General features: G+C 72.6%; 18 protein-coding genes. 2 read left to right on the top strand and 16 right to left on the bottom strand.

Going from position 1 to position 19,835, the window contains the following annotated elements:
* Positions 1-44: 44 nt before the first annotated feature.
* The gene (locus QBL25_RS10225) at positions 45-1,424 is read left to right on the top strand and encodes an MFS transporter (RefSeq protein WP_409056700.1); all 1,380 of its coding nucleotides are present in this window, start codon (positions 45-47) and stop codon (positions 1,422-1,424) included.
* A gap of 206 nt (positions 1,425-1,630) precedes the next feature.
* On the opposite strand, the gene QBL25_RS10220 is transcribed toward QBL25_RS10225, so the two are convergent.
* The 8 genes from QBL25_RS10220 to QBL25_RS10185 are packed head-to-tail and all read right to left on the bottom strand — an operon-like array spanning position 1,631 to position 9,817.
* Positions 1,631-2,386: a ferredoxin reductase gene (locus QBL25_RS10220; RefSeq protein ID WP_409056699.1), complete on the bottom strand. Its 756-nt coding sequence runs from the start codon at positions 2,384-2,386 to the stop codon at positions 1,631-1,633.
* Positions 2,379-2,990 (bottom strand): sulfite oxidase-like oxidoreductase, encoded by a 612-nt coding sequence (locus QBL25_RS10215; protein WP_409062601.1) that lies wholly within the window; start codon positions 2,988-2,990, stop codon positions 2,379-2,381. Before QBL25_RS10215 ends, QBL25_RS10220 begins: the two co-directional genes overlap by 8 nt.
* Positions 2,991-2,992: 2 nt before the next feature.
* On the bottom strand, positions 2,993-4,381 hold the full coding sequence (locus QBL25_RS10210; protein ID WP_409056698.1) for an amidohydrolase: 1,389 nt from the start codon (positions 4,379-4,381) through the stop codon (positions 2,993-2,995).
* A 39-nt stretch (positions 4,382-4,420) separates the two neighbouring features.
* On the bottom strand, positions 4,421-5,194 hold the full coding sequence (locus QBL25_RS10205) for a nucleoside phosphorylase (RefSeq protein WP_409056697.1): 774 nt from the start codon (positions 5,192-5,194) through the stop codon (positions 4,421-4,423).
* On the bottom strand, positions 5,191-6,096 hold the full coding sequence (locus tag QBL25_RS10200; protein WP_409056696.1) for an ABC transporter permease: 906 nt from the start codon (positions 6,094-6,096) through the stop codon (positions 5,191-5,193). Before QBL25_RS10200 ends, QBL25_RS10205 begins: the two co-directional genes overlap by 4 nt.
* Positions 6,093-7,199, bottom strand: a complete 1,107-nt coding sequence (locus QBL25_RS10195; protein WP_409056695.1) for an ABC transporter permease — start codon at positions 7,197-7,199, stop codon at positions 6,093-6,095. The genes QBL25_RS10200 and QBL25_RS10195 overlap by 4 nt, the downstream gene beginning before the upstream one ends.
* Before the next feature lies 1 nt (position 7,200).
* Positions 7,201-8,775: an ABC transporter ATP-binding protein gene (locus tag QBL25_RS10190; protein ID WP_409056694.1), complete on the bottom strand. Its 1,575-nt coding sequence runs from the start codon at positions 8,773-8,775 to the stop codon at positions 7,201-7,203.
* Positions 8,759-9,817: a BMP family ABC transporter substrate-binding protein gene (locus tag QBL25_RS10185; RefSeq protein ID WP_409056693.1), complete on the bottom strand. Its 1,059-nt coding sequence runs from the start codon at positions 9,815-9,817 to the stop codon at positions 8,759-8,761. Before QBL25_RS10185 ends, QBL25_RS10190 begins: the two co-directional genes overlap by 17 nt.
* Before the next feature lie 361 nt (positions 9,818-10,178).
* Between QBL25_RS10185 and mtnA the strand changes: the two genes are divergently transcribed.
* Positions 10,179-11,237 carry an S-methyl-5-thioribose-1-phosphate isomerase gene (gene mtnA, locus QBL25_RS10180; protein WP_409056692.1) on the top strand — a complete coding sequence of 353 codons (1,059 nt, stop codon included), beginning with the start codon at positions 10,179-10,181 and terminating at the stop codon, positions 11,235-11,237.
* Positions 11,238-11,287: 50 nt separating this feature from the next.
* Here mtnA and mtnB read toward each other — a convergent pair whose 3' ends face one another.
* The 8 genes from mtnB to QBL25_RS10140 form a co-directional block, all read right to left on the bottom strand.
* Positions 11,288-11,902 carry a methylthioribulose 1-phosphate dehydratase gene (gene mtnB, locus QBL25_RS10175; RefSeq protein WP_409056691.1) on the bottom strand — a complete coding sequence of 205 codons (615 nt, stop codon included), beginning with the start codon at positions 11,900-11,902 and terminating at the stop codon, positions 11,288-11,290.
* Entirely contained in the window at positions 11,899-12,639 is a 741-nt protein-coding gene (mtnC, locus tag QBL25_RS10170; RefSeq protein ID WP_409056690.1) for an acireductone synthase, read from the bottom strand. The genes mtnB and mtnC overlap by 4 nt, the downstream gene beginning before the upstream one ends.
* Positions 12,636-13,220 (bottom strand): 1,2-dihydroxy-3-keto-5-methylthiopentene dioxygenase, encoded by a 585-nt coding sequence (locus QBL25_RS10165; RefSeq protein WP_409056689.1) that lies wholly within the window; start codon positions 13,218-13,220, stop codon positions 12,636-12,638. The genes mtnC and QBL25_RS10165 overlap by 4 nt, the downstream gene beginning before the upstream one ends.
* A 71-nt stretch (positions 13,221-13,291) precedes the next feature.
* A complete protein-coding gene (locus tag QBL25_RS10160; protein ID WP_409056688.1) occupies positions 13,292-14,356 on the bottom strand; it encodes an LLM class flavin-dependent oxidoreductase in 1,065 nt (354 codons plus the stop codon).
* A 116-nt stretch (positions 14,357-14,472) separates the two neighbouring features.
* The gene (locus QBL25_RS10155) at positions 14,473-16,080 is read right to left on the bottom strand and encodes an FAD-dependent oxidoreductase (protein WP_409056687.1); all 1,608 of its coding nucleotides are present in this window, start codon (positions 16,078-16,080) and stop codon (positions 14,473-14,475) included.
* A gap of 5 nt (positions 16,081-16,085) precedes the next feature.
* Positions 16,086-17,630: a glycerol kinase GlpK gene (gene glpK, locus QBL25_RS10150; protein WP_409056686.1), complete on the bottom strand. Its 1,545-nt coding sequence runs from the start codon at positions 17,628-17,630 to the stop codon at positions 16,086-16,088.
* A 61-nt stretch (positions 17,631-17,691) separates the two neighbouring features.
* A complete protein-coding gene (locus QBL25_RS10145) occupies positions 17,692-18,483 on the bottom strand; it encodes an MIP/aquaporin family protein (protein ID WP_409056685.1) in 792 nt (263 codons plus the stop codon).
* Between the two features lie 330 nt (positions 18,484-18,813).
* Positions 18,814-19,578: an IclR family transcriptional regulator gene (locus tag QBL25_RS10140; RefSeq protein ID WP_409056684.1), complete on the bottom strand. Its 765-nt coding sequence runs from the start codon at positions 19,576-19,578 to the stop codon at positions 18,814-18,816.
* Positions 19,579-19,835: the final 257 nt, after the last annotated feature.

Genomic DNA, 19,835 nt, shown 5'->3' with positions numbered 1-19,835 from the left:
CCTGCCCCCGCTCATCCCCGCCCCCTCAGCAGCGGAGTTCCCGCATGACGATCGACGCTTCCCCGGACCGAGCGGTCCGGGCCGCCATAGCCGCCCGCTTCGAACGGCTCCCCCTGTGCCGCTGGCACGTCACCGTCCGGCTCATCGTCGGCGCGGTCACCTTCTTCGAGGCCTTCGACCAGCTCCTGATCGCCTATGCCCTGCCGGACCTGCGCCGCGAGTGGGACCTCAGCACCTCGGCCGCCACGCTGCTGCTCACCGTCGGCTCGATCGGCATGCTGATCGGGGCGCTGCTCTCCGGGCGCCTCGCGGACCGGATCGGCCGCGTGAAGGTCATCGCGCTGTGCATCGCGCTGTCCAGCGTCGCCAACCTGGCCCTGTCCGTGTCCACCTCACCCGACGCCTTCATGGCCCTGCGGTTCCTCCAGGGCCTGGCGATCGGCGGCGAGGTGCCGGTGGCGGCGACCTTCATCGCCGAGATCACGCGCAGCCACCGGCGGGGCCGCTTCGTGCTCCTGTACGAGCTGGTGTTCCCGGCGGGACTGACCGTGGGCGCGCTGGTCGCGGCCTGGGTGGTGCCGATCCTCGGCTGGCGCTGGATGTACGCCCTGGCCGCGCTGCCCGGCCTGCTCTGCATCCTCGTCCAGCGGAAGGTCCCCGAGTCGCCGCGCTGGCTCGCGGACCACGGCCGGCTGGACGAGGCGTCCGATGTCATGTCCGGCATCGAGGCGGAGGTAGAGCGGATCACGGCCAAACCCCTGCCGCCCGTTCCCGAAGCGCTGCCCGTCGCGGCCCCCGGGGAGTCGGCCTCCGGCCTGCGCGGCTTGTTCACCGGGCGCTACCGGCGCCGGACCCTGGTCATCGGCGTGCTCTGGTTCACCGGGTACTTCGTCAACTACGGCATCACGTCCTGGCTCCCGACGATCTACCAGAACCGCTACGACCTCTCCCTCTCCGACGCGCTCCTCTTCTCCACCGTCACCTCCTGCGCGGGCCTCGTCGGCTGCCTCGTGGCCGCGCTCACGGTCGACGGCCTCGGGCGGCGGAAGGTCATCGCGGGGTGCCTGGGCGGGGCGGCGCTGATGCTGGTGGCGCTCGCGGCGGTCGGTGCGGACACGCCGGTGCAGGTCCTGGTCTGGACGTCCCTCGCGGCGGTGTTCTTCTTCGGCTCCAACATCTGCCTGTACCTCTACACGCCGGAGCTCTTCCCCACCCGCATGCGGGCGCTGGGCAGCAGCCTCGGCGGGGCGATGAACCGGCTCGGGGTCATCCTCGGCCCGATCGTGGTGGGGGTCGTGTACGCGGGCGGGAACGTGTCCACGGTGTTCGTGATGCTGGGGGCCGTGGCGCTGGTGGGGTCCGTGGTGGCGGCGGTCGGCGCGGAGGAGACGGCGGGGCGCAGGCTGGAGGAGGTCTCGCCGTGAAGGCGCCGGACGGGCTGGACATGTCCAGCCCGTCCGGCGTTCGAGGACGAGCTCGGCGCAGCCGGCGATGACGGTCACCAAGGCCCCTGCGCCGGAGCAGGTTTTCGGGAAGGGGCGGGGTCGGGGAAAGAATCGCCGACGGCGCCACCCGTCATGTCAGGGGCACCTTGTACGGGACTCGGGGCGAAGCCCCGGTTGCGAGACCCCTACCCGAACCGCTCGATCCGGATCCGGTCGACCGGCTGGCCCCCGGCCACCAGCAGGCGCGAGGCGTGCTCGGCGAAGCCGTTCGAGCCGCAGATGTACGCCTCCCAGCCCCCCTCGGGCTGCGCGGGGCCCAGGAGCGGGGCCAGGTGCTCGGCCCGCAGCCGCCCCTCCGCCCGCGTCAGGACCACCGTCGTCTCGTCCCCGTACTCGTCCGCGTAGATGAGATCCTCCCGCGTCCGCGCCGAGACAAGCAGCCGCAGCGGCACCGGCCGCCCCGCCCCCCGCCAGTGCCGCAGCATCGACATCAGCGGGACCACACCGGACCCGGCCCCGAGCAGCAGCGCGGGACGGTCGCCCGGCCACGCGAAGAAGCCCGACAGCGGACCCCGCACCTCCACCACGTCACCGACGCGCGCGACCGTGTGCAGATGCCCGGACACCTCGCCCCCCGGCACGTGGTCCAGGGTCAGCTCCACCTCGCCGCTCGCGGCGGCGTCCCGGGGCGCGGAGGCGATCGAGTAGTGGCGCTGGGCGACATACCCGTCGGGAGCCGTGAGCCGCAGCATCAGGTGCTGGCCCGGCAGATGCCCCTGCCAGTCGGGCACCTTGAGGCGGAAGCTCGACACCGTCCCCGCGGCGTTCTCCCGCCGGACGTCCACCACCACGGCCCGCTGCCACACCGCCGCCGCGCGATTGCTCACCGCGATCCGCCCGGGCACGGCGAAACGCGTCGGGGGCACGAAGGTCTCAGTCACCGGAGTAACGCTCCTCCCGCCAGGGATTTCCCCGGTGGTGATAGCCGTTCTGCTCCCAGAAGCCGGGCTCGTCGTGGTCCAGGAGCCGCAGCCCCGCGACCCACTTCGCGCTCTTCCAGAAGTAGAGGTGCGGGACGATCAGACGCGCGGGTCCGCCGTGCTCGGGCGGCAGCGGGCCGTCCCCGTACTCCCAGACGATCCACGCCTTCCCGCCCGTCACGTCCGCCAGGGGAAGGTTCGTGGTGTACCCCGTGTGGGAGTACGCCACGACGTGCGTCGCCTCGGGACGCGGCCCGGCGGCGGCCAGGAACGCGTCCAGGCTCACCCCGCCGAAGCGCACCCCGAACTTGGACCAGCTGGTCACGCAGTGGATGTCGCCGCGGTACTCGGACGCGGGCAGCGCGTGCGCCTCGTCCCACGTCCAGGTGCGCGGGGTGGTGACGAGGCCGTCCACGCGGAACGTCCAGTCCGCGGGCGCGAGCTCGGGCGTCACCTCGGCGGACAGGACGGGCCAGCCGTCGGCCGCGTCGTACTGCCCGGGAGGCAGGCGCGGGTCGCGGTCGGCCGCGCGGGCGCGGCCGGTGAAGCCGCGGGTGGGTTCGATGGTCATACGGTGTGTGCCACTTCGGAGGTGCTTGTCGGGCTCGTCGGGACGGGCGCCGCGGAGTCGGCCGCGTCCTGGAGGGCGCGCAGCGCGTCCCGCTCGTCCATGGTCACCAGCGTACGGTCCCGCATCAGGACCCGGCCGTCCACGACCGTGTCCCGTACGTCACCGGCCGCGGCGGCGTACGCCAGCATCGACCACGGGTCGTGCCGCGGCGTGAGGTGCGGCTTGGCCAGGTCGAGGACGATCAGGTCGGCGCGCTTGCCGGCCTCCAGGGAGCCCAGCTGGTCGCCGAGGCCGAGCGCCCGCGCGGACTCGATGGTCGCCATCCGCACGGCCTGCTCGGCGCCGACCGCCGTCGGGTCGCCGCCCGCCTTGTGCACGAGCGCCGCGATTTTGACCGCGCCCAGGAGGTCCAGGGTGTTGGAACTCACCGCGCCGTCCGTGCCCAGGCCCACCGTGACGCCCGCGTCCAGCAGGTCGGGGACGCGGGCGATGCCGCAGCCCAGCTTGAGGTTGGACACCGGGCAGTGCGCGACCGCCGTGCCGGTGCGGGCGAGCGTCGCGATCTCCGCGTCCGTGAGGTCGACGGCATGCGCCAGCAGCGTGTCCGGGCCGAGCACGCCGAGCGAGTCGAGCAGCTCCACCGGCCGCATGCCGTGCTGCTCGGCGACCATCGCCACCTCGCCGGCGTTCTCGGCGGCGTGGAGGTGCAGCAGGGCCCCGTGCTCGCGGGCCAGCGCGCCGATCGCCGTCAGCTGCTCGGGCACCAGGGTGTACGCGGAGTGCGCGAAGACCACCGGGCGGGTGCCCGGCACGGGGGTGCGCCCGGCCAGGTCCGCCGCCGCCCAGCCGAGCCGCTGCGCGTAGGGGCGGCCGTCCGGCGGGCCCGGCACGTCCATGAACGTGGGGCCGGTCAGCAGCCGCCACCCGGCGTCGCGGGCCACGGCCTCGGCCGCCTCGTGGAACCAGTACATGTCGAGCGCGGTGGTGACCCCGCCGCGCACGGACTCCGCGACCGCGCCCCGGATGCCCGCCGCCACCGTCTCGGGCGAGAGCCCCGCGGCCTCGGCCGGGATCACCCGGGCCAGGAAGCCCTGGAGCGTGACGTCGTCGGCGATCCCGCGGAACAGCGTCATCGCGAGGTGGGTGTGCGTGTTGATCAGACCCGGCAGGACGAGACAGCCGCGGGCGTCCAGCTCCTCGGCGGCGTCGTAGGCGGCCCGCAGCCGATCGGCCGGGCCGACCTCGACGATCCGGCCGTCGCGCACGGCGACCGCGCCCTCCCGCACGACGGTGCCCGCCGCGTCGACGGTCAGGACGTCGCCGCCGTGGACGAGGAGATCCAGAGGGCCGCCCCGGTCCTGGGCCGGCAGGTCAGTGGAATGCATCGGTTCCGTTCTCCACGAGGTCGTCCGGATGTCGTGTCTTCAGTGCTCCGCCGCGCTCAGCAGGCGCAAAGCGTCCAAGGCTACCCGCGCGCCCCGGGCGACCCCTTCGGCCACCACGTCGCGGTGCGGGTCGTAGCCGCCGGTGCTCTCCTTGTCCACCAGCTCGTCCGCGTTGGCGCCGTCGACGACGAGCGCGCCGCCCGCCGTGAGGCCGTGCGTGGCGGCGAAGACGAGCAGCGCCGAGAGCTCCATCTCGATGGCCGCGATCCCGGCGGCCGCGTAGGCCTCGCCCGGCAGCGGCAGGAACCCCGGCTGGAACGCGGCCCGCGTCCACACCACGCCGCGGTGGTACGGGGCGTTCGCCGCGCGGGCCGCGCGCTGGAGCGCGATGACCGCCTCCGGGGTCGCGAACGCCGGGTACTCGGCGGGGATCAGCTGCTGCGTCACGCCGTCGTCGCGTACCGCCGCGTCCGCCACGACCAGGTCGCCGTCGCGGATGCCGGGGCGGATCGCGCCCGCCGTGCCGAGGCGCAGGATGGTGGTGACGCCCGCCTCCGCGAGCTCCTGGAAGAGGAGGATCGCGCCGGGCGCGCCGACGCCGTGCGAGGCGACGACGACGGGGGTGCCCTGCCAGGTGCCGGTGAAGGTGCGGTACTCGCGGTGGTACGACACCTCCTTCGCGTCCTGGAGCAGATCGGCGACGGCGCTCGCGCGCGCCGGATCGCCCACGACGACCGCGTGGGCCGGCAGACCGGTGCGGGGGACGCGGGTGATGGGCAGCGCGTCGAGGGGCGTACGGGCTTCGGTCGTCATGAAGGTGCTCCTACCGGGGACTGCGGGGACTGCTTGCGGCGGCGCCTGCGCGCCGTGGACAGGAAGAGGGCGGCCAGCGTCACCACGTACGGGGCGGCGTCGGTGGCCTGCTGCGGCATGCCGAGCCCCTGGAGCCGGAAGCCGACGGCCTCCGCGACGCCGAAGAGCAGCCCGGCGAGCAGGACGCCGAGCGGCAGGGCGCGGCCCAGCATCACGGCCACCACCGCGATCCAACCACGCCCGGCGGTCATGTTCTCCGAGAACAACGTGACGTTGCCGAGCGCGAGTTGGGCCCCCGCGAGGCCGCACAGGACACCCGAGGCGAGCACGGCCGCGTACTGGTACTTCGCGGGGCTGACGCCCAGCGTCGCCGCCGCGTCGGGCGCCTCGCCCACCCCGCGCAGCCGCAGGCCCCACGGATGGCGGGCCAGGAACACCGCGGCGACCGCGACGGCCGCCCACGAGAGGTAGACGAGCGCGGAATGCCCCGAGAGGACCGCCCCGACGAAGGGGACGTCGATGCCGTCGAGACCGGCGAGTCCCGGGTCGGAGAAGGTGCCCTGCACGCCGAAGACCGTACGCAGCAGGAAGCCGGTGAGCCCGACCGCGAGCAGGTTCAGCGCCACGCCCAGGACGACCGCGTCCCCGCGCAGACTGATCGTCCCGACGGCCAGGATCATCGAGTACGCCGCCGAGGCGAGCGCGGCGAACACCACGCCGAGCCAGGCGCTCCCGGTGAACCAGCTGCCCGCGACGCCGCTGAAGCAGCCGATCAGCATCATGCCTTCGAGGCCGATGTTGAACACGCCCGCGCGCTCGCAGATCGCGCCGCCGAGTGCGGCGAGGAGGATCGGGGTGAGGGCGAGGAGCGCCGAGTGGAACAGCGCGGAGTCGATGCTCATCGCACGCTCACTTCCTTGGCTTCGGTCGCTTCGGTCTCGGTGGCGGGCCGCTTCCGGGCCCGCCGCCAGGTCAGGTTGAGCCGGGCCGCCAGGAAGACGATGACGACGGCCTGGAGGACCTGCGTCAGCTCGCGCGGCACCTCGGTGGTGCGCTCCATGGCGAGCCCGCCCACTTCGAGCGCCGCGAAGAACAGGCCGGCGAGCACCGTCCCGACGGGCGCGGCGGCGGCCAGCAGCGCGGCCGTGAGGCCCGTCCAGGTGTGCCCGGCGGCGGTGAGCGACCCGTCGATGAAGCGGTAGGGGAAGCTGAGCACCCCGATGGCGCCGACCAGGCCCGCGACGGCCCCGGACAGGGCCATCAGCCGCAGCGTGAGCCGGGGCCTGTCGACGCCCGCGTACGCCGCGAACCGCGGATTGAGCCCCGTCATGCGGATCTCGTAGCCGGTGGCGGTGCGGGCGTCGGCGAAGACGAACACGGCGGCGGCGACGGCCACGAGGAGCAGTCCCACGGTGACGGTCGACGACCCGAAGGCGGGCAGCTCGACCCCGTCGGGCAGCCGCCGCGTCTGCGGGAGGCTCGACCCCTTCTCCTTCAGCGGGAAGCGCGCCAGGTAGGAGGCGAAGGACATCGCCGGGTACCCGAGCAGCAGGCTGCTGACGAGGAGCGGCACCCCGAACCGGTTCTGGCACACGGCGGCCAGCGCCGCGTAGGCCGCGCCGGCCGCCATCCCCGCGAGCAGCGCGGCGAGGACGGTCAGCGGGGCGGGCAGCGGCGAGTAGAGCCCGGTGGTGGCGGCGGCGATCCCGCCGAGCACCAGCTGTCCGTCCCCGCCCAGGTTGAGGAGGCCCGCCCGCATGGGGATGGCGAGCGCGACCGCGAGTCCGATGATGCCGGTCCCGGTGGTGAGCGTGGACCCGATGCCGTCGGGCCCCAGGGCGCCGCTGACGACGGCGCCGTACGCCCCGAGGGGATCGGCCCCCGTGCCGACGAGGAAGAGCGCCCCGACGAGCACGGCGGCGATGACGGAGTGCAGTGCGGGCGCGCGCAGGACGCGCGCGCCGAGTGATGCCCCGGAGCCGGGGGTCTGGGTCTCGGCGGCCATCTCAGAGGCCCTCCTTCACGGGGGCGGGGCGCTCGCCTTCGCGGGAGGACTCGCGGGGAGACTCGCTGGGGGAGGGGACGAAACCGCCGGCCATGGCCAGGCCGAGGGTGTGCTCGTCGGCGTCCTCGCGGGCGTACTCCGCGGCCACCTCGCCCTCGTACATCACCAGGACGCGGTCGGACAGGCCGCGGATCTCGCTGAGTTCCGCGGAGACCAGGAGGATCGCGTGGCCCGCGTCGCGGTGGGCGATCAGCTGGTCGTGGATCGTCTGGACGGCGCCGATGTCGACGCCCCGGGTGGGCTGCTCGACGATCAGCAGCGGTGACTCGTGGGCGAGTTCGCGGCCGATCACCAGCTTCTGGAGATTGCCGCCGGACAGCGAGCCCGCCGTGTGGCGCGGTGAGGCCGCCTTGATGCCGAAGCGGTCGATCAGGACCCGGGCGTGCTCGCGCAGCCAGGACGGGCGCAGCAGACCGTGCCCCCGGTGGTGGCCCATCGCGAGGTTCTCCGCGATCGTCGCGGCCGGTGCCGTGCCGACCGCCACGCGGTCCTCGGGCACGTAAGCGAGCCCGGCCGCGCGGCGCTCGGCGGCCGACGCGTCCGTGATGTCCTGCCCGGAGAGCGTGACCCGCCCCGCGGAGAGCGGGCGCAACCCGGCGATCGCCTCGACGAGTTCGCTCTGGCCGTTGCCCGCGACGCCCGCGATGCCCACGATCTCGCCCGCGCGGACGCTGAGCGAGACCCCGCGCACCGCGTCCGTCGACAGGGCGGCGACCGACAGGACCTCGCCGCCCGGCGCACCCGCGGGATGCACCCGGTCCAGCTCCACGGACCGGCCGGTCATCGCCGCGGCGATCGCGTCGGCATCGGTGTCGGCGGTCCGCATCCGGGCCGCGACCCGGCCGTCCCGCAGGACCGTCACCGCGTCGCTGCCCTCGACGACCTCGCGCAGCTTGTGCGTGACGAGCAGGACCGTGCGCCCGTCGTCCGCGAGGGAGCGCAGGACGCCGAACAGGGCGTCGGCCTCGGCCGGGGTCAGGACCGCCGTCGGCTCGTCGAGGATCAGCGTACGGGCGCCGCGGTACAGGAGCTTGAGGATCTCCACGCGCTGGCGGACGCCCACCGGCAGGTCCCCGACCTTCGCCGCCGGGTCCACCGCGAGCCCGTACTCCTTCGCGAGCGCGCCGACGCGCCGCAGCGCCTCGGCCCGGTCCGTCAGACCGAAGCGGCGCGGCTCGGCGGCGTACACGACGTTCTCGGCGACCGTGAAGGACGGGAAGAGCTTGAAGCTCTGGTGCACCATGCCCAGGCCCGCCGCGATCGCCTCGCTGGGGTTCGCGAACGCCACCTCGCGCCCGTCGAGCAGGATCTGCCCGGCGTCCGGCCGCTGGAGCCCGTACAGGACGGACATCAGGGTCGACTTGCCGGCGCCGTTCTCGCCCATCAGGGCGTGGATCTCGCCGCGCGCGACGGACAGGTCCACCCGGTCGTTGGCGAGGGTGCCGGGGTACTCCTTGGTGATGCCGCGCAGTTCCACCGCGGGGGTGGTGGCGGCGGGATCAGGCCGCGGGGTCATTGACCTTCAGCTTCCCCGCGACGATCTCGTCCCGCAGCGACTCGACGCGCTTCAGGACGTCCTTGTGGCCGGCGATCAGGCACTTGGAGTCCGCGACGCCGGGCTCCAGGCCGGTCAGCGACATGCCGCCCTCCTTGAGGCCGTAGGACACCGTGGTGCCGCCCTTGCCCTTCAGGATCTGCGCGATGCCCTTCTCGACGGCGACGTCGGTCTTCTTCAGGACGTTGTCGACGACGACCCCGGGGTTGCCGACGCACTGGTTCGCGTCGACGCCGTACGCCTCGAAGCCCTTGGCCTTCGCGGCCTGGAAGACACCGGTGTTGCCGCCCGCCGCGGCCGCCATCACCTGGTCGGCGCCGCCGGAACCGATCGTGGCGGCCTGGTCCTTGGCGCGCGCCGCGTCGCTGAACGGGGACTGCCCGCCGACGAACAGCGTGCGGGAGGTGATCCCCGCCCGCGCCTTCTTCGCACCGGCCGCGAACGGCTCGCTGTAGCGGCGGAACTGCACGCTGTCGAGGACGACGACGGCGCCGACCTTCTTGCTCTTGGACAGCAGCCCGGCCTCGGCGCCCGCGAGGTAGACCGCCTCGTGCTCGCGGAAGACGGCACACGTGACGTTCTCGAACGTCTTCTTCGTGCACGCGTCGACGAGCAGGAACTGCTGCTCGGGGTGGGCCTCGGCCTGCTGCGCCGCGATGTCCGCGAACTCGAAGCCGACCAGCGCGATCACGTCGGGCGCCGAGTCCACGGCCGACTGCACGTTCTGCTGCTGCGAGGAGGGGTCGCTGCTCTGGAAGACCTTCGGCGCCCCGGCGCCCTGCGCCTTCGCCGCCGACTTGACCCCGCTCACGGCCAGCTTGAGGAACTCGTTCTGTGCCACGGGGTCGGGCGTGACCAGCGTGAACGACGTGGCCCCGGAGGAACCGTCACCGTCCGAACCGCCCTTTTTCGCCGCGGCGTTGCAGCCGGTGGCGAGCAGGGCGGCCCCGACGGCGAGCGAGGACAGCCGGAGCGACGTACGGCGGGATATGCGAAGCGGCATGCGCAGGGACATACGGGAGCGCCTTCTCGAAGGTGCCTGGGAGCCCAGGCGGTGGCAGGGAGGTCGGACGTGCGGAGCGCGGTCGCTCAGCGACAACAGCGGCGACAGCGGCACATTCGGCGGCCGTCGGTCGCGGCGTCGGTCACGGCGGGGCAGCACATGGAGCCGGCGGTCCGCTGGGTTTTCATGGCCGTCCTCCTCGCACCGTGGGTCGATCCGTCCTGGGTGGCGGTGAGGGTAACACCGGATTTCGGACAGCCGCACGAACGTCTCGAAATATGGTTCGAGCACGTCAGGTACGGTGTCGGCACCCCTCCCCGCATGGCCGCAAACGCCCCTATTCTCCCGGAGTTGAAGACCCATGAGCAGCCAGGAACTGCGTGCCGTCCAGTGGCGGGAGGCCACGGAGGGCGGCACACCGGCCCTCTCCCTGATCGACCAGACGGCGCTGCCGCACGCCCTGAACCGCCTCGACGTCACCACCGTCGACCAGCTGATCGACGCGATCGTGCGGCTCGTGGTCCGCGGCGCGCCCGCGATCGGCGCGGCCGGCGGCTACGGCGTCGCGCTCGCGGTGGTCCAGGGCGAGCGCGAGGGCTGGGACCGCGCACGCCTCGACGCGGAGGTCGCGCGCATCCGCGCGGCGCGGCCCACCGCAGTGAACCTGATGGTGTGCGTCGACCGGGTGGCCCCGCTCGTCGACGCGGGCCTGCCCGCGGTGCTCGCGGAGGCGGACGCCGTCGTGCGCGAGGACCTGGCGGCGAACCGGGCGATGGGCGAGTACGGCGCCGACTGGCTGCTCAAGCACACCACCGCCGACCGGCCCCTGCGCGTCCTGACGCACTGCAACACGGGCGCGCTCGCCACGGCGGGCTGGGGCACGGCGCTGGGCGTCATCCGCGAACTGCACGGCCGCGGACTCCTGGAGAGCGTGTACGCCGACGAGACCCGCCCCCTGCTCCAGGGCGCCCGGCTCACCGCGTGGGAGCTGGCCCAGGAGGGCATCGCGCACTTCGTCCAGGCGGACGGCGCGGCGGCGGGCACGATCCTGCGGGGCGAGGTGGACGCGGCGATAGTCGGCGCGGACCGGATAGCCGCGAACGGCGACACCGCGAACAAGGTGGGCACGGTGGGCATCGCGCTGGCCTGCGCGTACGCGGGCATCCCCTTCGTGGTGGCGGCTCCCACCACGACGGTGGACCTCGCCACGGCGACGGGTGCCGACATCCACATCGAACTGCGGGGCGAGGAGGAGATCCTGGAGTGGGCGGGCGTGCGGACCGCCCCCGCGGGCTCGCGGGGCCACAACCCCGCCTTCGACGTGACACCGGGTTCGCTGGTGACGGGGCTGGTGACGGAGCGGGGCGTGCTGGAGGTCGCCGCGGGCGAGCTGCCTTCGGCGGGGCTGCGCCAGGCCTGACCGTCGTCCTCAGACGTCGGACGGGCCGAGATGCCCGGCCCGTCCGGCGGTCAGCCCCGCGTCAGCTCAAGCTCCAGCAGCCACTCCACGACCTCCGTGCGGTGCCGGGCCTGGCGGGGGTCGGCGCCCCACACGTAGAGCCCGTGCCCGGCGACCACGACGGCGGGCATGCCGGGCTCCAGGGCCGCCTCGAGACGATCCCCGAGCACCGCCATGTCCTGGCTGTTCTCGATCACCGGCAGCGTCACCGCCACCTCGTGCGTCGGGTGCCCGAGCCCCTTCAGCATCTCCAGGTCCGAGAACGCCACACCCCCCGGCTTGCGGTGGCCCATGGCCACCGATGCCACGGTGTGCACGTGCACCACGGCCCCCGCCCCGGTGAGCGCCGCCACCCGGGCGTGCAGCGCGGCCTCCGCGGAGGGCCGCCCCGCACCGAGCGCCGCACCGGACGCGTCCGTCAACACCACGTCGGCGGAGGTCAGTTCACCCTTGTCCCGCCCGCTCGCCGTCACGGCGAGCTGGAGCGGCGTACGCGAGAGGACCACGGACAGGTTCCCGGACGTGCCCCGCATCCAGCCGAACGACGCGAAGCGCGCGGCCTCGGCGGCGAGCACCGCGCCCGCCTCCTCCAGGTCGAGCACGGACGTGGTCTCGGTCGAACTCATCGAACGCTCCTTGCCAGGCTGATCTCGTCGAAGGCCGCGGCCTGCGGATGGCCGCCGACCCCGGCGGCGAAGTAGGGCTCCCCGGCCCGCCGGACCCCGACGGTCCGCCAGCCCGCGTCCCGCGCCGCGTCCAGCTCCCCGAGCCGGTCGGAGAGGAACAGCGTGCGGTCGGCGGCCACGCCGATGGCGGCCGAGATGGCCCGGTAGGAGTCCGCCTCCTGCTTCGGGCCCGCGTTCTCGGTGTCGTAAAAGCCGCTCACCAGGTCCATCAGGGAACCCTCGGGGGAGTACGTGAACCACGCCCGCTGCGCGGCGACGGACCCCGACGAGTACACGTACAGCCGCGTCCCGTCCGCGGCCCAGGCGCGCAGCACGCCGATCACCTCGGGGTAGAAGTGCGAGACCAGCTCGCCCCGCGCGAAGCCCTCGGCCCAGAGGACGCCCTGGAGCGTCTTCAGGGGCGTCGCCTTGCGGTCGGCGTCGGCCCATTCGCCCAGGATCTTCTCGACCCGTCCGGCGTCCGCGTCCGGCTCGGCGGCCAGTTCGCGCACCTGCGCGACGGCCCGCGCCACCTCAGGCTCCTCGCCCCGCGCGGCGAGGAGCGCCCCGAAGCGCTCGCGCGCGTAGGGGTACAGCACGTCGACCACGAACCCCGTGGCGCTCGTGGTGCCCTCGATGTCGAGCACCACGGCGTCCACGTCGAACTCCGTGCGGGTGGTCCCCGGACCCGACGTCACGCGGCGTACCCCGCGTGGATGGCGTCGAAGTCCGGGAAGCGGTCCGCGATCGGGCTGCCGGTGAACGTGCCGATCCAGCCGTCCTCCTCGTGGAAGAAGCGGATCGCCGTGAACGAGGGGGAGGTGCCCATGTCGAACCAGTGCGTCGTGCCGCGCGGCACGCCGAGCAGGTCGCCCTTCTCGCAGTAGACCGCGTGCACTTCGCCGCCCACGTGCAGATAGAAGATGCCGGAGCCCGCGACGAAGAAGCGCACCTCGTCATCGTCGTCGTGCGTGTGCTCGGCGAGGAACTTCTGCCGGGCCGCCTTGGCCTTCTCGGGCCACTCGGGGTCGTCGCTGGGGTGCAGCCCGACCACGTCGACCGTACGGAAGCCCTCCTCGGCGTTCAGCAGGTCGATCTCCGTGCGGTACGCGGCGAAGACCGTCTCGCTGTCCGCGTCGGCGGGCACGTCGTCGCGCACCGGCCACTGCTCGTAGCGCACGCCGACGGGGGCGAGCGCGGCGGCGATCTCGACCGGGTCGGCCGTGCGGCGTATGACGGTCTCGGGGCCGGACTCCGGCCAGGTCGTCAGGAGGGTCATGGCTCGCTCCAGAAGGGGACAAGGTGGGTACGGGGGATCGTAACTCCCAGGTCAGCAGACGTCAGCCGCGGTCACGCGCCGTCCCACAGCGTGGACGGCGCGGCCCTGCGGACCGCCGGTGCGACCTCCTCCGCGAACCGCTGGAGGGTCTCGATCTGCTCGCCCCGCTCCAGGCCGAAACCGTCCACGGTGATCGACTGGAGGTCGTGCCCGTACACCTCGTGGTAGCCGAGGATCTTGTCGATGATCTGCTGCGGGGACCCGATGAGCTGCGGCCCGTCGGCGATCGCGTCCTCGATCGTGCGGAAGGGCGTGTTGTAGCCCGCCTTGCCCTCCAGGTGCGGTTTGAAGGTCTGGCGCACCTTCGCCTCGTACAGCTCGCCGTAGCGCGCGACCGCCTGCTCGGCGGTGTCCGCGATCAGCAGCCCGCCCGAGCCCGCCGCGACCCGGGCGCCCGCCGGGTCGTGCCCGTACTCCGCGAACTTCTCCCGGTAGTGCGCGATCAGCTTCGCGTACGCGGCACGCGGCTGGATCGCGTTGGCGGTGAAGAGCGGATCACCGTGCCTGGCCGCCAGCTCGGGGGAGTTGAGGGACGTCGCCGAACCGTGCCAGATCCGCGGCAGGCCCGCGTACGGGCGCGGCACCGTCGTCACGTCCTTGAGCGCGGGCCTGAACTCGCCCTCCCAGTCGACGTTCTCCTCGCTCCACAGCCGGCGCAGCAGCTCGTACTTCTCCTTCTGCAGATCCCACTGCCGCTCCTCGTCGAGCCCGAAGAGATCGAAGTGGCCGGCCTCCGCGCCCTTGCCGATCACCAGCTCGATGCGGCCGCGCGAGAGCTGGTCGAGCGTCGCGTAGTCCTCGGCGACCCGCACCGGGTCGAGGATCGCCACGACGGTGACACCGGTGAGCAGTCTGATCCGGGTGGTCCGCGCGGCGAGCGCGCCGAGGACGACCGTGGGGCTGGAGGAGAGGAAGGCGCCCGCGTGCCGCTCGCCCACCGCGTACGCGTCGTAGCCGAGCCGTTCGGCGGCCACGCCGACCTCGATCACGTCCGCCAGCCGGTCGGCGGCGGAGGGGAGGTGGCCGGTCAGCGGGTGCGGGGCGTGACCGATGATCGACAGTACCTGGAACTTCATGGATCCACTCTCCCCGCGGCCTGTTGCGCGCGTATGTACGCGGGATGGCGGCCCGCCCGGGCACGCCGAAGGGCGGCCCCCGGTGGGGAGCCGCCCTTCGGTACTTCCTGCCGGACCTACTTGCCGTCGAGCACGTCCTGGACCTTGGCGCGGACGTCGTCCGTGGCCAGGCCGCGGATCGTCAGCGTCGTACGGCGGCGCAGGACGTCGTCCGCCGTCTCGGCCCACTCGTGGTCGCGGGCGTAGACGACCTGCGCCCAGATCTCCGGTGCGTCGGGCGAGACGCGCTCGGCCAGCTCCGGGTTCTCGTTCGCCAGGCGGGCGATGTCGAAGGAGAGCGAGCCGTAGTGCGTCGCCAGGTGCTTGGCGGTGTCGGCGGCCATGCGCGGGCCGGGCGCCGGACCGTCGACGAGCAGGCGGTGCGCGACCGCGCGCGGGTTGGCGATGCCGGGCAGCGGCAGCCGCTTCTGCAACTGCGAGATCGGCTCGTAGTCGTCGCCCAGCGGGTGGCCCGGCAGCGACTCCAGCTTCTTCATGACCGTACGGCCGATGTGGCGGAAGGTCGTCCACTTGCCGCCCGCGACGGACAGCATGCCGCGCGCGCCCTCGGTGACGACCGTCTCGCGCTTGGCCTTCGAGGTGTCGCCGGGACCGCCGGGCAGCACACGAAGACCCGCGAAGGAGTACGTGATCAGGTCACGGGACAGCTGCTGGTCGCGGATGGAGAACGCGGCCTCGTCCAGGATCTGCGCGGTGTCGGCCTCGGTGACGGCGACGTCCGCCGGGTCGCCCTCGAACTCCTCGTCCGTGGTGCCGAGCAGGAGCATGTCCTCCCACGGCAGGGCGAACGTGATGCGGTACTTGTCGATCGGCGTGGCCAGCGCGGCCTTCCAGGGGGCGGTGCGCTTGAGGACCAGGTGCGCGCCCTTGGACAGGCGGATGGAGGGCGCCGCGTCCGGGTTCTCCATCTTGCGCAGGTGGTCGACCCACGGGCCGGTCGCGTTCAGCACGAGGCGGGCGTTGACGCCGAACTCGTCGCCGCTCAGGCGGTCCTTGAGCTCCGCGCCCGTGACCCGGCCGCCGGTGAAGCGCAGGCCGGTGACCTCGGCGTGGTTGAGGACGGCGGCGCCGGCCTCGACGGCCGCGCGGACCGTCATCAGGGCCATGCGCGAGTCGTTCATCTGGTCGTCGCCGTACACGGCGACGGCCTTGAGGTTGTCCGTGCGCAGCTCCGGCACGTCCTGCGCGGCCTTCGACGGCGAGAGCAGGTGGCCGACGCCGTCACCGAACGCGGAGAGCGCGCTGTAGGCGAAGACGCCCGCGCCCAGCTTGGCGGCGCCGTGCGGGCCGCCCTTGTAGACGGGCAGGTAGAAGGTGAGCGGGTTCGCCAGGTGGGGGGCCACCTGACGCGACACCGCGCGACGCTCGAAGTGGTTCTCCGCCACCAGCTTCACCGCGCCGGTCTGGAGGTAGCGCAGACCGCCGTGGAGAAGCTTGGAGGAGGCGGAGGAGGTGGCGCCGGCGAAGTCGCCGGCGTCCACCAGGGCCACCCGCAGTCCCGACTGCGCGGCATGCCAGGCGGTGGAGATGCCCAGGATCCCGCCACCGATCACCAGGAGGTCGTACGTCGCCTTGGAAAGCTGCTCCCGGGTCTCGGCGCGGCTCGGGTTGGAACCGGCAGCCGGATGCGTCCCGAGGGCAGGGACGCTCTGCAGGGTGGTCATGTTGTTTACTCCTCGCCACTTTCGTCGAGCCAGCCCATGGACCGCTCCACGGCCTTGAGCCAGCTCTTGTACTCACGGGCGCGGGTGTCCGCGTCCATGCGGGGGGTCCACTCCGCCGCGCGGCGCCAGTTGGCGCGCAGCTCGTCGGTGCCGGACCAGAAGCCGACGGCGAGACCGGCGGCGTAGGCGGCGCCGAGGCAGGTCGTCTCGGCCACCATCGGGCGCACCACCGGCGCGTCGAGGAAGTTCGAGAGCGTCTGCATCAGCAGGTTGTTGGAGGTCATGCCGCCGTCGACCTTGAGGGCCGTGAGCTCGACGCCGGAGTCCTTCGTCATGGCGTCGGTGATCTCACGGGTCTGCCAGGCCGTGGCCTCCAGGACGGCGCGCGCGATGTGCGCCTTGGTGACGTACCGGGTCAGACCGGCGATCACACCGCGGGCGTCGGAGCGCCAGTACGGGGCGAAGAGGCCGGAGAAGGCCGGTACGAAGTAGGCGCCGCCGTTGTCCTCGACCGAGGACGCGAGCGTCTCGATCTCGGCGGCGGAGTTGATCAGGCCCATCTGGTCGCGCATCCACTGCACCAGCGAACCGGTGACGGCGATGGAACCCTCCAGGGCGTAGACCGGCTTCTGGTCGCCGATCTGGTAGCCGACGGTGGTCAGCAGGCCCGAGTACGAGTTGATGGCCGACTCACCGGTGTTCATCAGCATGAAGGTGCCGGTGCCGTACGTCGACTTGGCCTCGCCCTTGGCGAAACAGGTCTGCCCGAAGAGGGCCGCCTGCTGGTCGCCCAGCGCGGAGGCGACGGGGATGCCGGGCAGGATGTCGCCGAGCTTGCCGCCGGTGACCTCGCCGTAGACCTCGGCGGAGGAGCGGATCTCGGGGAGCATCGCCAGCGGGACGCCGATGGACTCGGCGATCTTCTCGTCCCACTTCATGGTGTGCAGGTTCATCAGCATGGTGCGCGAGGCGTTGGTGACGTCGGTGACGTGCTTGCCGCCGTTCACACCGCCCGTCAGGTTCCAGATGACCCAGGAGTCCATGGTGCCGAAGAGGATGTCGCCCGCCTCGGCGCGCTCGCGCAGGCCGTCGACGTTGTCGAGCAGCCAGCGGGCCTTGGGCCCGGCGAAGTAGCTGGCGAGCGGCAGGCCCGTCTCGCGGCGGAAGCGGTCCTGGCCGACGTTGCGGCCGAGCTCCTTGCACAGGGCGTCGGTGCGGGTGTCCTGCCAGACGATGGCGTTGTGCACCGGCTCGCCGGTGTTCTTGTCCCACAGCAGCGTGGTCTCACGCTGGTTGGTGATGCCGATCGCCTTGATGTCGGCGTGCGTGATGCCCGCCTTGGAGATGGCGCCGGCGACGACCTCCTGGACGTTGGTCCAGATCTCGGTCGCGTCGTGCTCGACCCAGCCCGGCTTCGGGAAGATCTGCTCGTGTTCCTTCTGGTCGACCGAGACGATCCGGCCGTCCTTGTCGAAGACGATGCAGCGGCTCGACGTCGTGCCCTGGTCGATGGCCGCGATGAAGGGGCCGGTGTGCGCGTCGTTGGTCACGGTGTGCTCCTGGTTTCGTGCTCGGCGGTCTGTCTCAGCGGTCGTCGGTGGCTTCGCGGTCCTACTTGAACGCGAGGTTGTAGAGGCCACCCGCGATGGCGCCGCCGATCAGCGGCCCCGCGATCGGCACCCAGGCGTACGCCCAGTCCGAGCTGCCCTTGTTCGGCAGCGGGAGCAGGGAGTGCACGATGCGCGGACCGAGGTCGCGGACCGGGTTGATCGCGTAGCCCGTGGGGCCACCGAGCGAGAGACCGATCCCGACCACGACGAGCGCGGTGATCAGGGCGCCGAGGACGCCGATGCCGTTGCCGCCGTCGTTCAGGCCCTGGGTGAGGATCGCGAGGACCAGCACGGTCGTCGCGATGATCTCGGTGAGGACGTTCTGCGCGTAGTTGCGGATCTCGGGTCCGGTGGCGAACACGCCGAGCACGGGGCCGGCCTTCGGTGCGGCCTTCTGGTCTACCAGGCCCTCCTCCATCGGCTGCGCGGCGAGGATCGCCGGGTCCGTGAGGTGGGCCTTGAACTGGCCCAGGTACGCGAGCCAGACCAGCACGGCGCCGATCATCGCGCCGAGCAGCTGCGAGCCGAGGTAGAGCGGAACATCGCTCCACTTGGTGCCGCCCTCGATGGCGAGGCCGATGGTGACCGCCGGGTTGAGGTGGGCGCCCGAGGGGCCACCCGCCAGGTAGGCGCCGGTGAGCACCGCGAAGCCCCACCCGAAGGTGATCGCGAGCCAGCCGGCGTCCTTGGCCTTGGAGGCCTTGAGCGTGACCGCGGCGCAGACGCCGCCGCCGAGCAGGATGAGTATGGCGGTACCGATGGTCTCGCCGATGAAGATGTCGGAGCTGGACACCCGCGACTCCTTTGTCCTTCGTCCAGGGGAAGGCGAACCCCGGGTCCCTCCGGTGGTCCGCGACCTCAGGTGAGGTCGTTGCCGGCCCTTGGCCTTGTCACACTCTAGCGCGTAATGCCGGTAGGTGTTCGACAATGCCGACCGATGGACGCGAGTCTCACCCCGGGGTTACTTGCCCGTCAAGAGCTCTGTTATTGAAAACACGATCGTTATTGATCGTTTCGGGTTATCGGTCCCCGTCGGGGTGAAACACGTGAATCGATGGTCGCGCAGAAGAGTGCCCCCTGCATGTTGAGCAGGGGGCAGAGAGCAGAGGGCAGGCGCGGAAGGTCAGAAGCGCCCGGCGCCCAGGTCCCGCGACACGGCGCGGGCGCAGTCCCGTACGGCCGCGATCAGATCGGGGCGCAGCTCCCCGTCCTTCTGGACGCGCTCGACCGCGCCGGTGATGCCGACCGCGCCGACCGGCATGCGGCGCCGGTCGTGGATGGGGGCGGCCACCGAGGCGATCCCTTCCCACGTCTCCTCGACGTCGGAGGCGTACCCCCGCGCGCGGGTCAGGTCCAGGACGCCCTCGAAGGCCTCGGGGTCCACCACGGTGCGCGTGGTGAAGGTCTGCCAGTCCGCCTCGGCGGCCTCGCTGTGCGCCACCGGGTCGTACGAGGCGAGCACCTTGCCCAGGGCCGTGGAGTGCAGCGGCTGCATGGCCCCCACCTCCAGGACCTGGCGGCTGTCGTCGGGCCGGAAGACGTGGTGGACGATCAGGACGCCCCCCTGGTGCAGGACGCCGAGGTAGACGCTCTCGCCGCTGGAGCGGGCCAGGTCGTCGGTCCACACCAGGGCGCGGGCCCGCAGCTCGTGCACGTCCAGGTAGCTGTTGCCCAGGCGCAGGAGCTCGGCGCCGAGCTGATAGCGGCCCGAAGCCGACTCCTGCTCGACGAAGCCCTCCGCCTGGAGGGTGCGCAGGATGCCGTGGGCCGTGCCCTTGGCCAGGCCAAGGGCGGACGCGATCTCCGAGAGGCCGAGCCGGCGCTCTCCGCCCGCGAGCAGCCGCAGCATCGCGGCCGCCCGCTCGAGCGACTGGATGTTCCGTGCCATCGCAGCCCCTTCCTCCGTCCCCTCTGACTCAACGTTCGACAATGCTGAACACTATCGGTCGTTGTCGACCTCCCGCGACAGAGCGGCAGACGGTGTTTCTCGCCGTTTCCCGCCGTACCTCTCCCTACACCCCGCAGCGGGGTGCGACCGCGCACCACGAGGCGGCGCTGGACCGGACGGGGTGTCCGGGCGTCCGGGTCGTGAACACCCGAGCGCTGTGGACCTTCGTCCCGTTACCCTGACCGAGTGCGCCTTCC

Source organism: Streptomyces sp. SYP-A7185, from assembly GCF_046103685.1.
Classification (GTDB): Bacteria; Actinomycetota; Actinomycetes; order Streptomycetales; family Streptomycetaceae; genus Streptomyces.
The sequence above is the reverse complement of the archived record's forward strand: the minus strand, read 5'-3'. Positions and strand labels throughout refer to the sequence as shown.

Bases quoted from the DNA above. Each gene is read 5' to 3' on its own strand.
- QBL25_RS10190 (WP_409056694.1), bottom strand. From the start codon at position 8,775: ATGACCCCGCGGCCTGATCCCGCCGCCACCACCCCCGCGGTGGAACTG.
- QBL25_RS10210 (WP_409056698.1), bottom strand. From the start codon at position 4,381: ATGCATTCCACTGACCTGCCGGCCCAGGACCGGGGCGGCCCTCTGGAT.
- QBL25_RS10140 (WP_409056684.1), bottom strand. From the start codon at position 19,578: ATGGCACGGAACATCCAGTCGCTCGAGCGGGCGGCCGCGATGCTGCGG.
- mtnA (WP_409056692.1), top strand. From the start codon at position 10,179: ATGAGCAGCCAGGAACTGCGTGCCGTCCAGTGGCGGGAGGCCACGGAG.
- mtnB (WP_409056691.1), bottom strand. From the start codon at position 11,902: ATGAGTTCGACCGAGACCACGTCCGTGCTCGACCTGGAGGAGGCGGGC.
- QBL25_RS10185 (WP_409056693.1), bottom strand. From the start codon at position 9,817: ATGCCGCTTCGCATATCCCGCCGTACGTCGCTCCGGCTGTCCTCGCTC.
- QBL25_RS10195 (WP_409056695.1), bottom strand. From the start codon at position 7,199: ATGGCCGCCGAGACCCAGACCCCCGGCTCCGGGGCATCACTCGGCGCG.
- QBL25_RS10205 (WP_409056697.1), bottom strand. From the start codon at position 5,194: ATGACGACCGAAGCCCGTACGCCCCTCGACGCGCTGCCCATCACCCGC.
- QBL25_RS10155 (WP_409056687.1), bottom strand. From the start codon at position 16,080: ATGACCACCCTGCAGAGCGTCCCTGCCCTCGGGACGCATCCGGCTGCC.
- QBL25_RS10160 (WP_409056688.1), bottom strand. From the start codon at position 14,356: ATGAAGTTCCAGGTACTGTCGATCATCGGTCACGCCCCGCACCCGCTG.
- QBL25_RS10225 (WP_409056700.1), top strand. From the start codon at position 45: ATGACGATCGACGCTTCCCCGGACCGAGCGGTCCGGGCCGCCATAGCC.
- QBL25_RS10165 (WP_409056689.1), bottom strand. From the start codon at position 13,220: ATGACCCTCCTGACGACCTGGCCGGAGTCCGGCCCCGAGACCGTCATA.
- QBL25_RS10200 (WP_409056696.1), bottom strand. From the start codon at position 6,096: ATGAGCATCGACTCCGCGCTGTTCCACTCGGCGCTCCTCGCCCTCACC.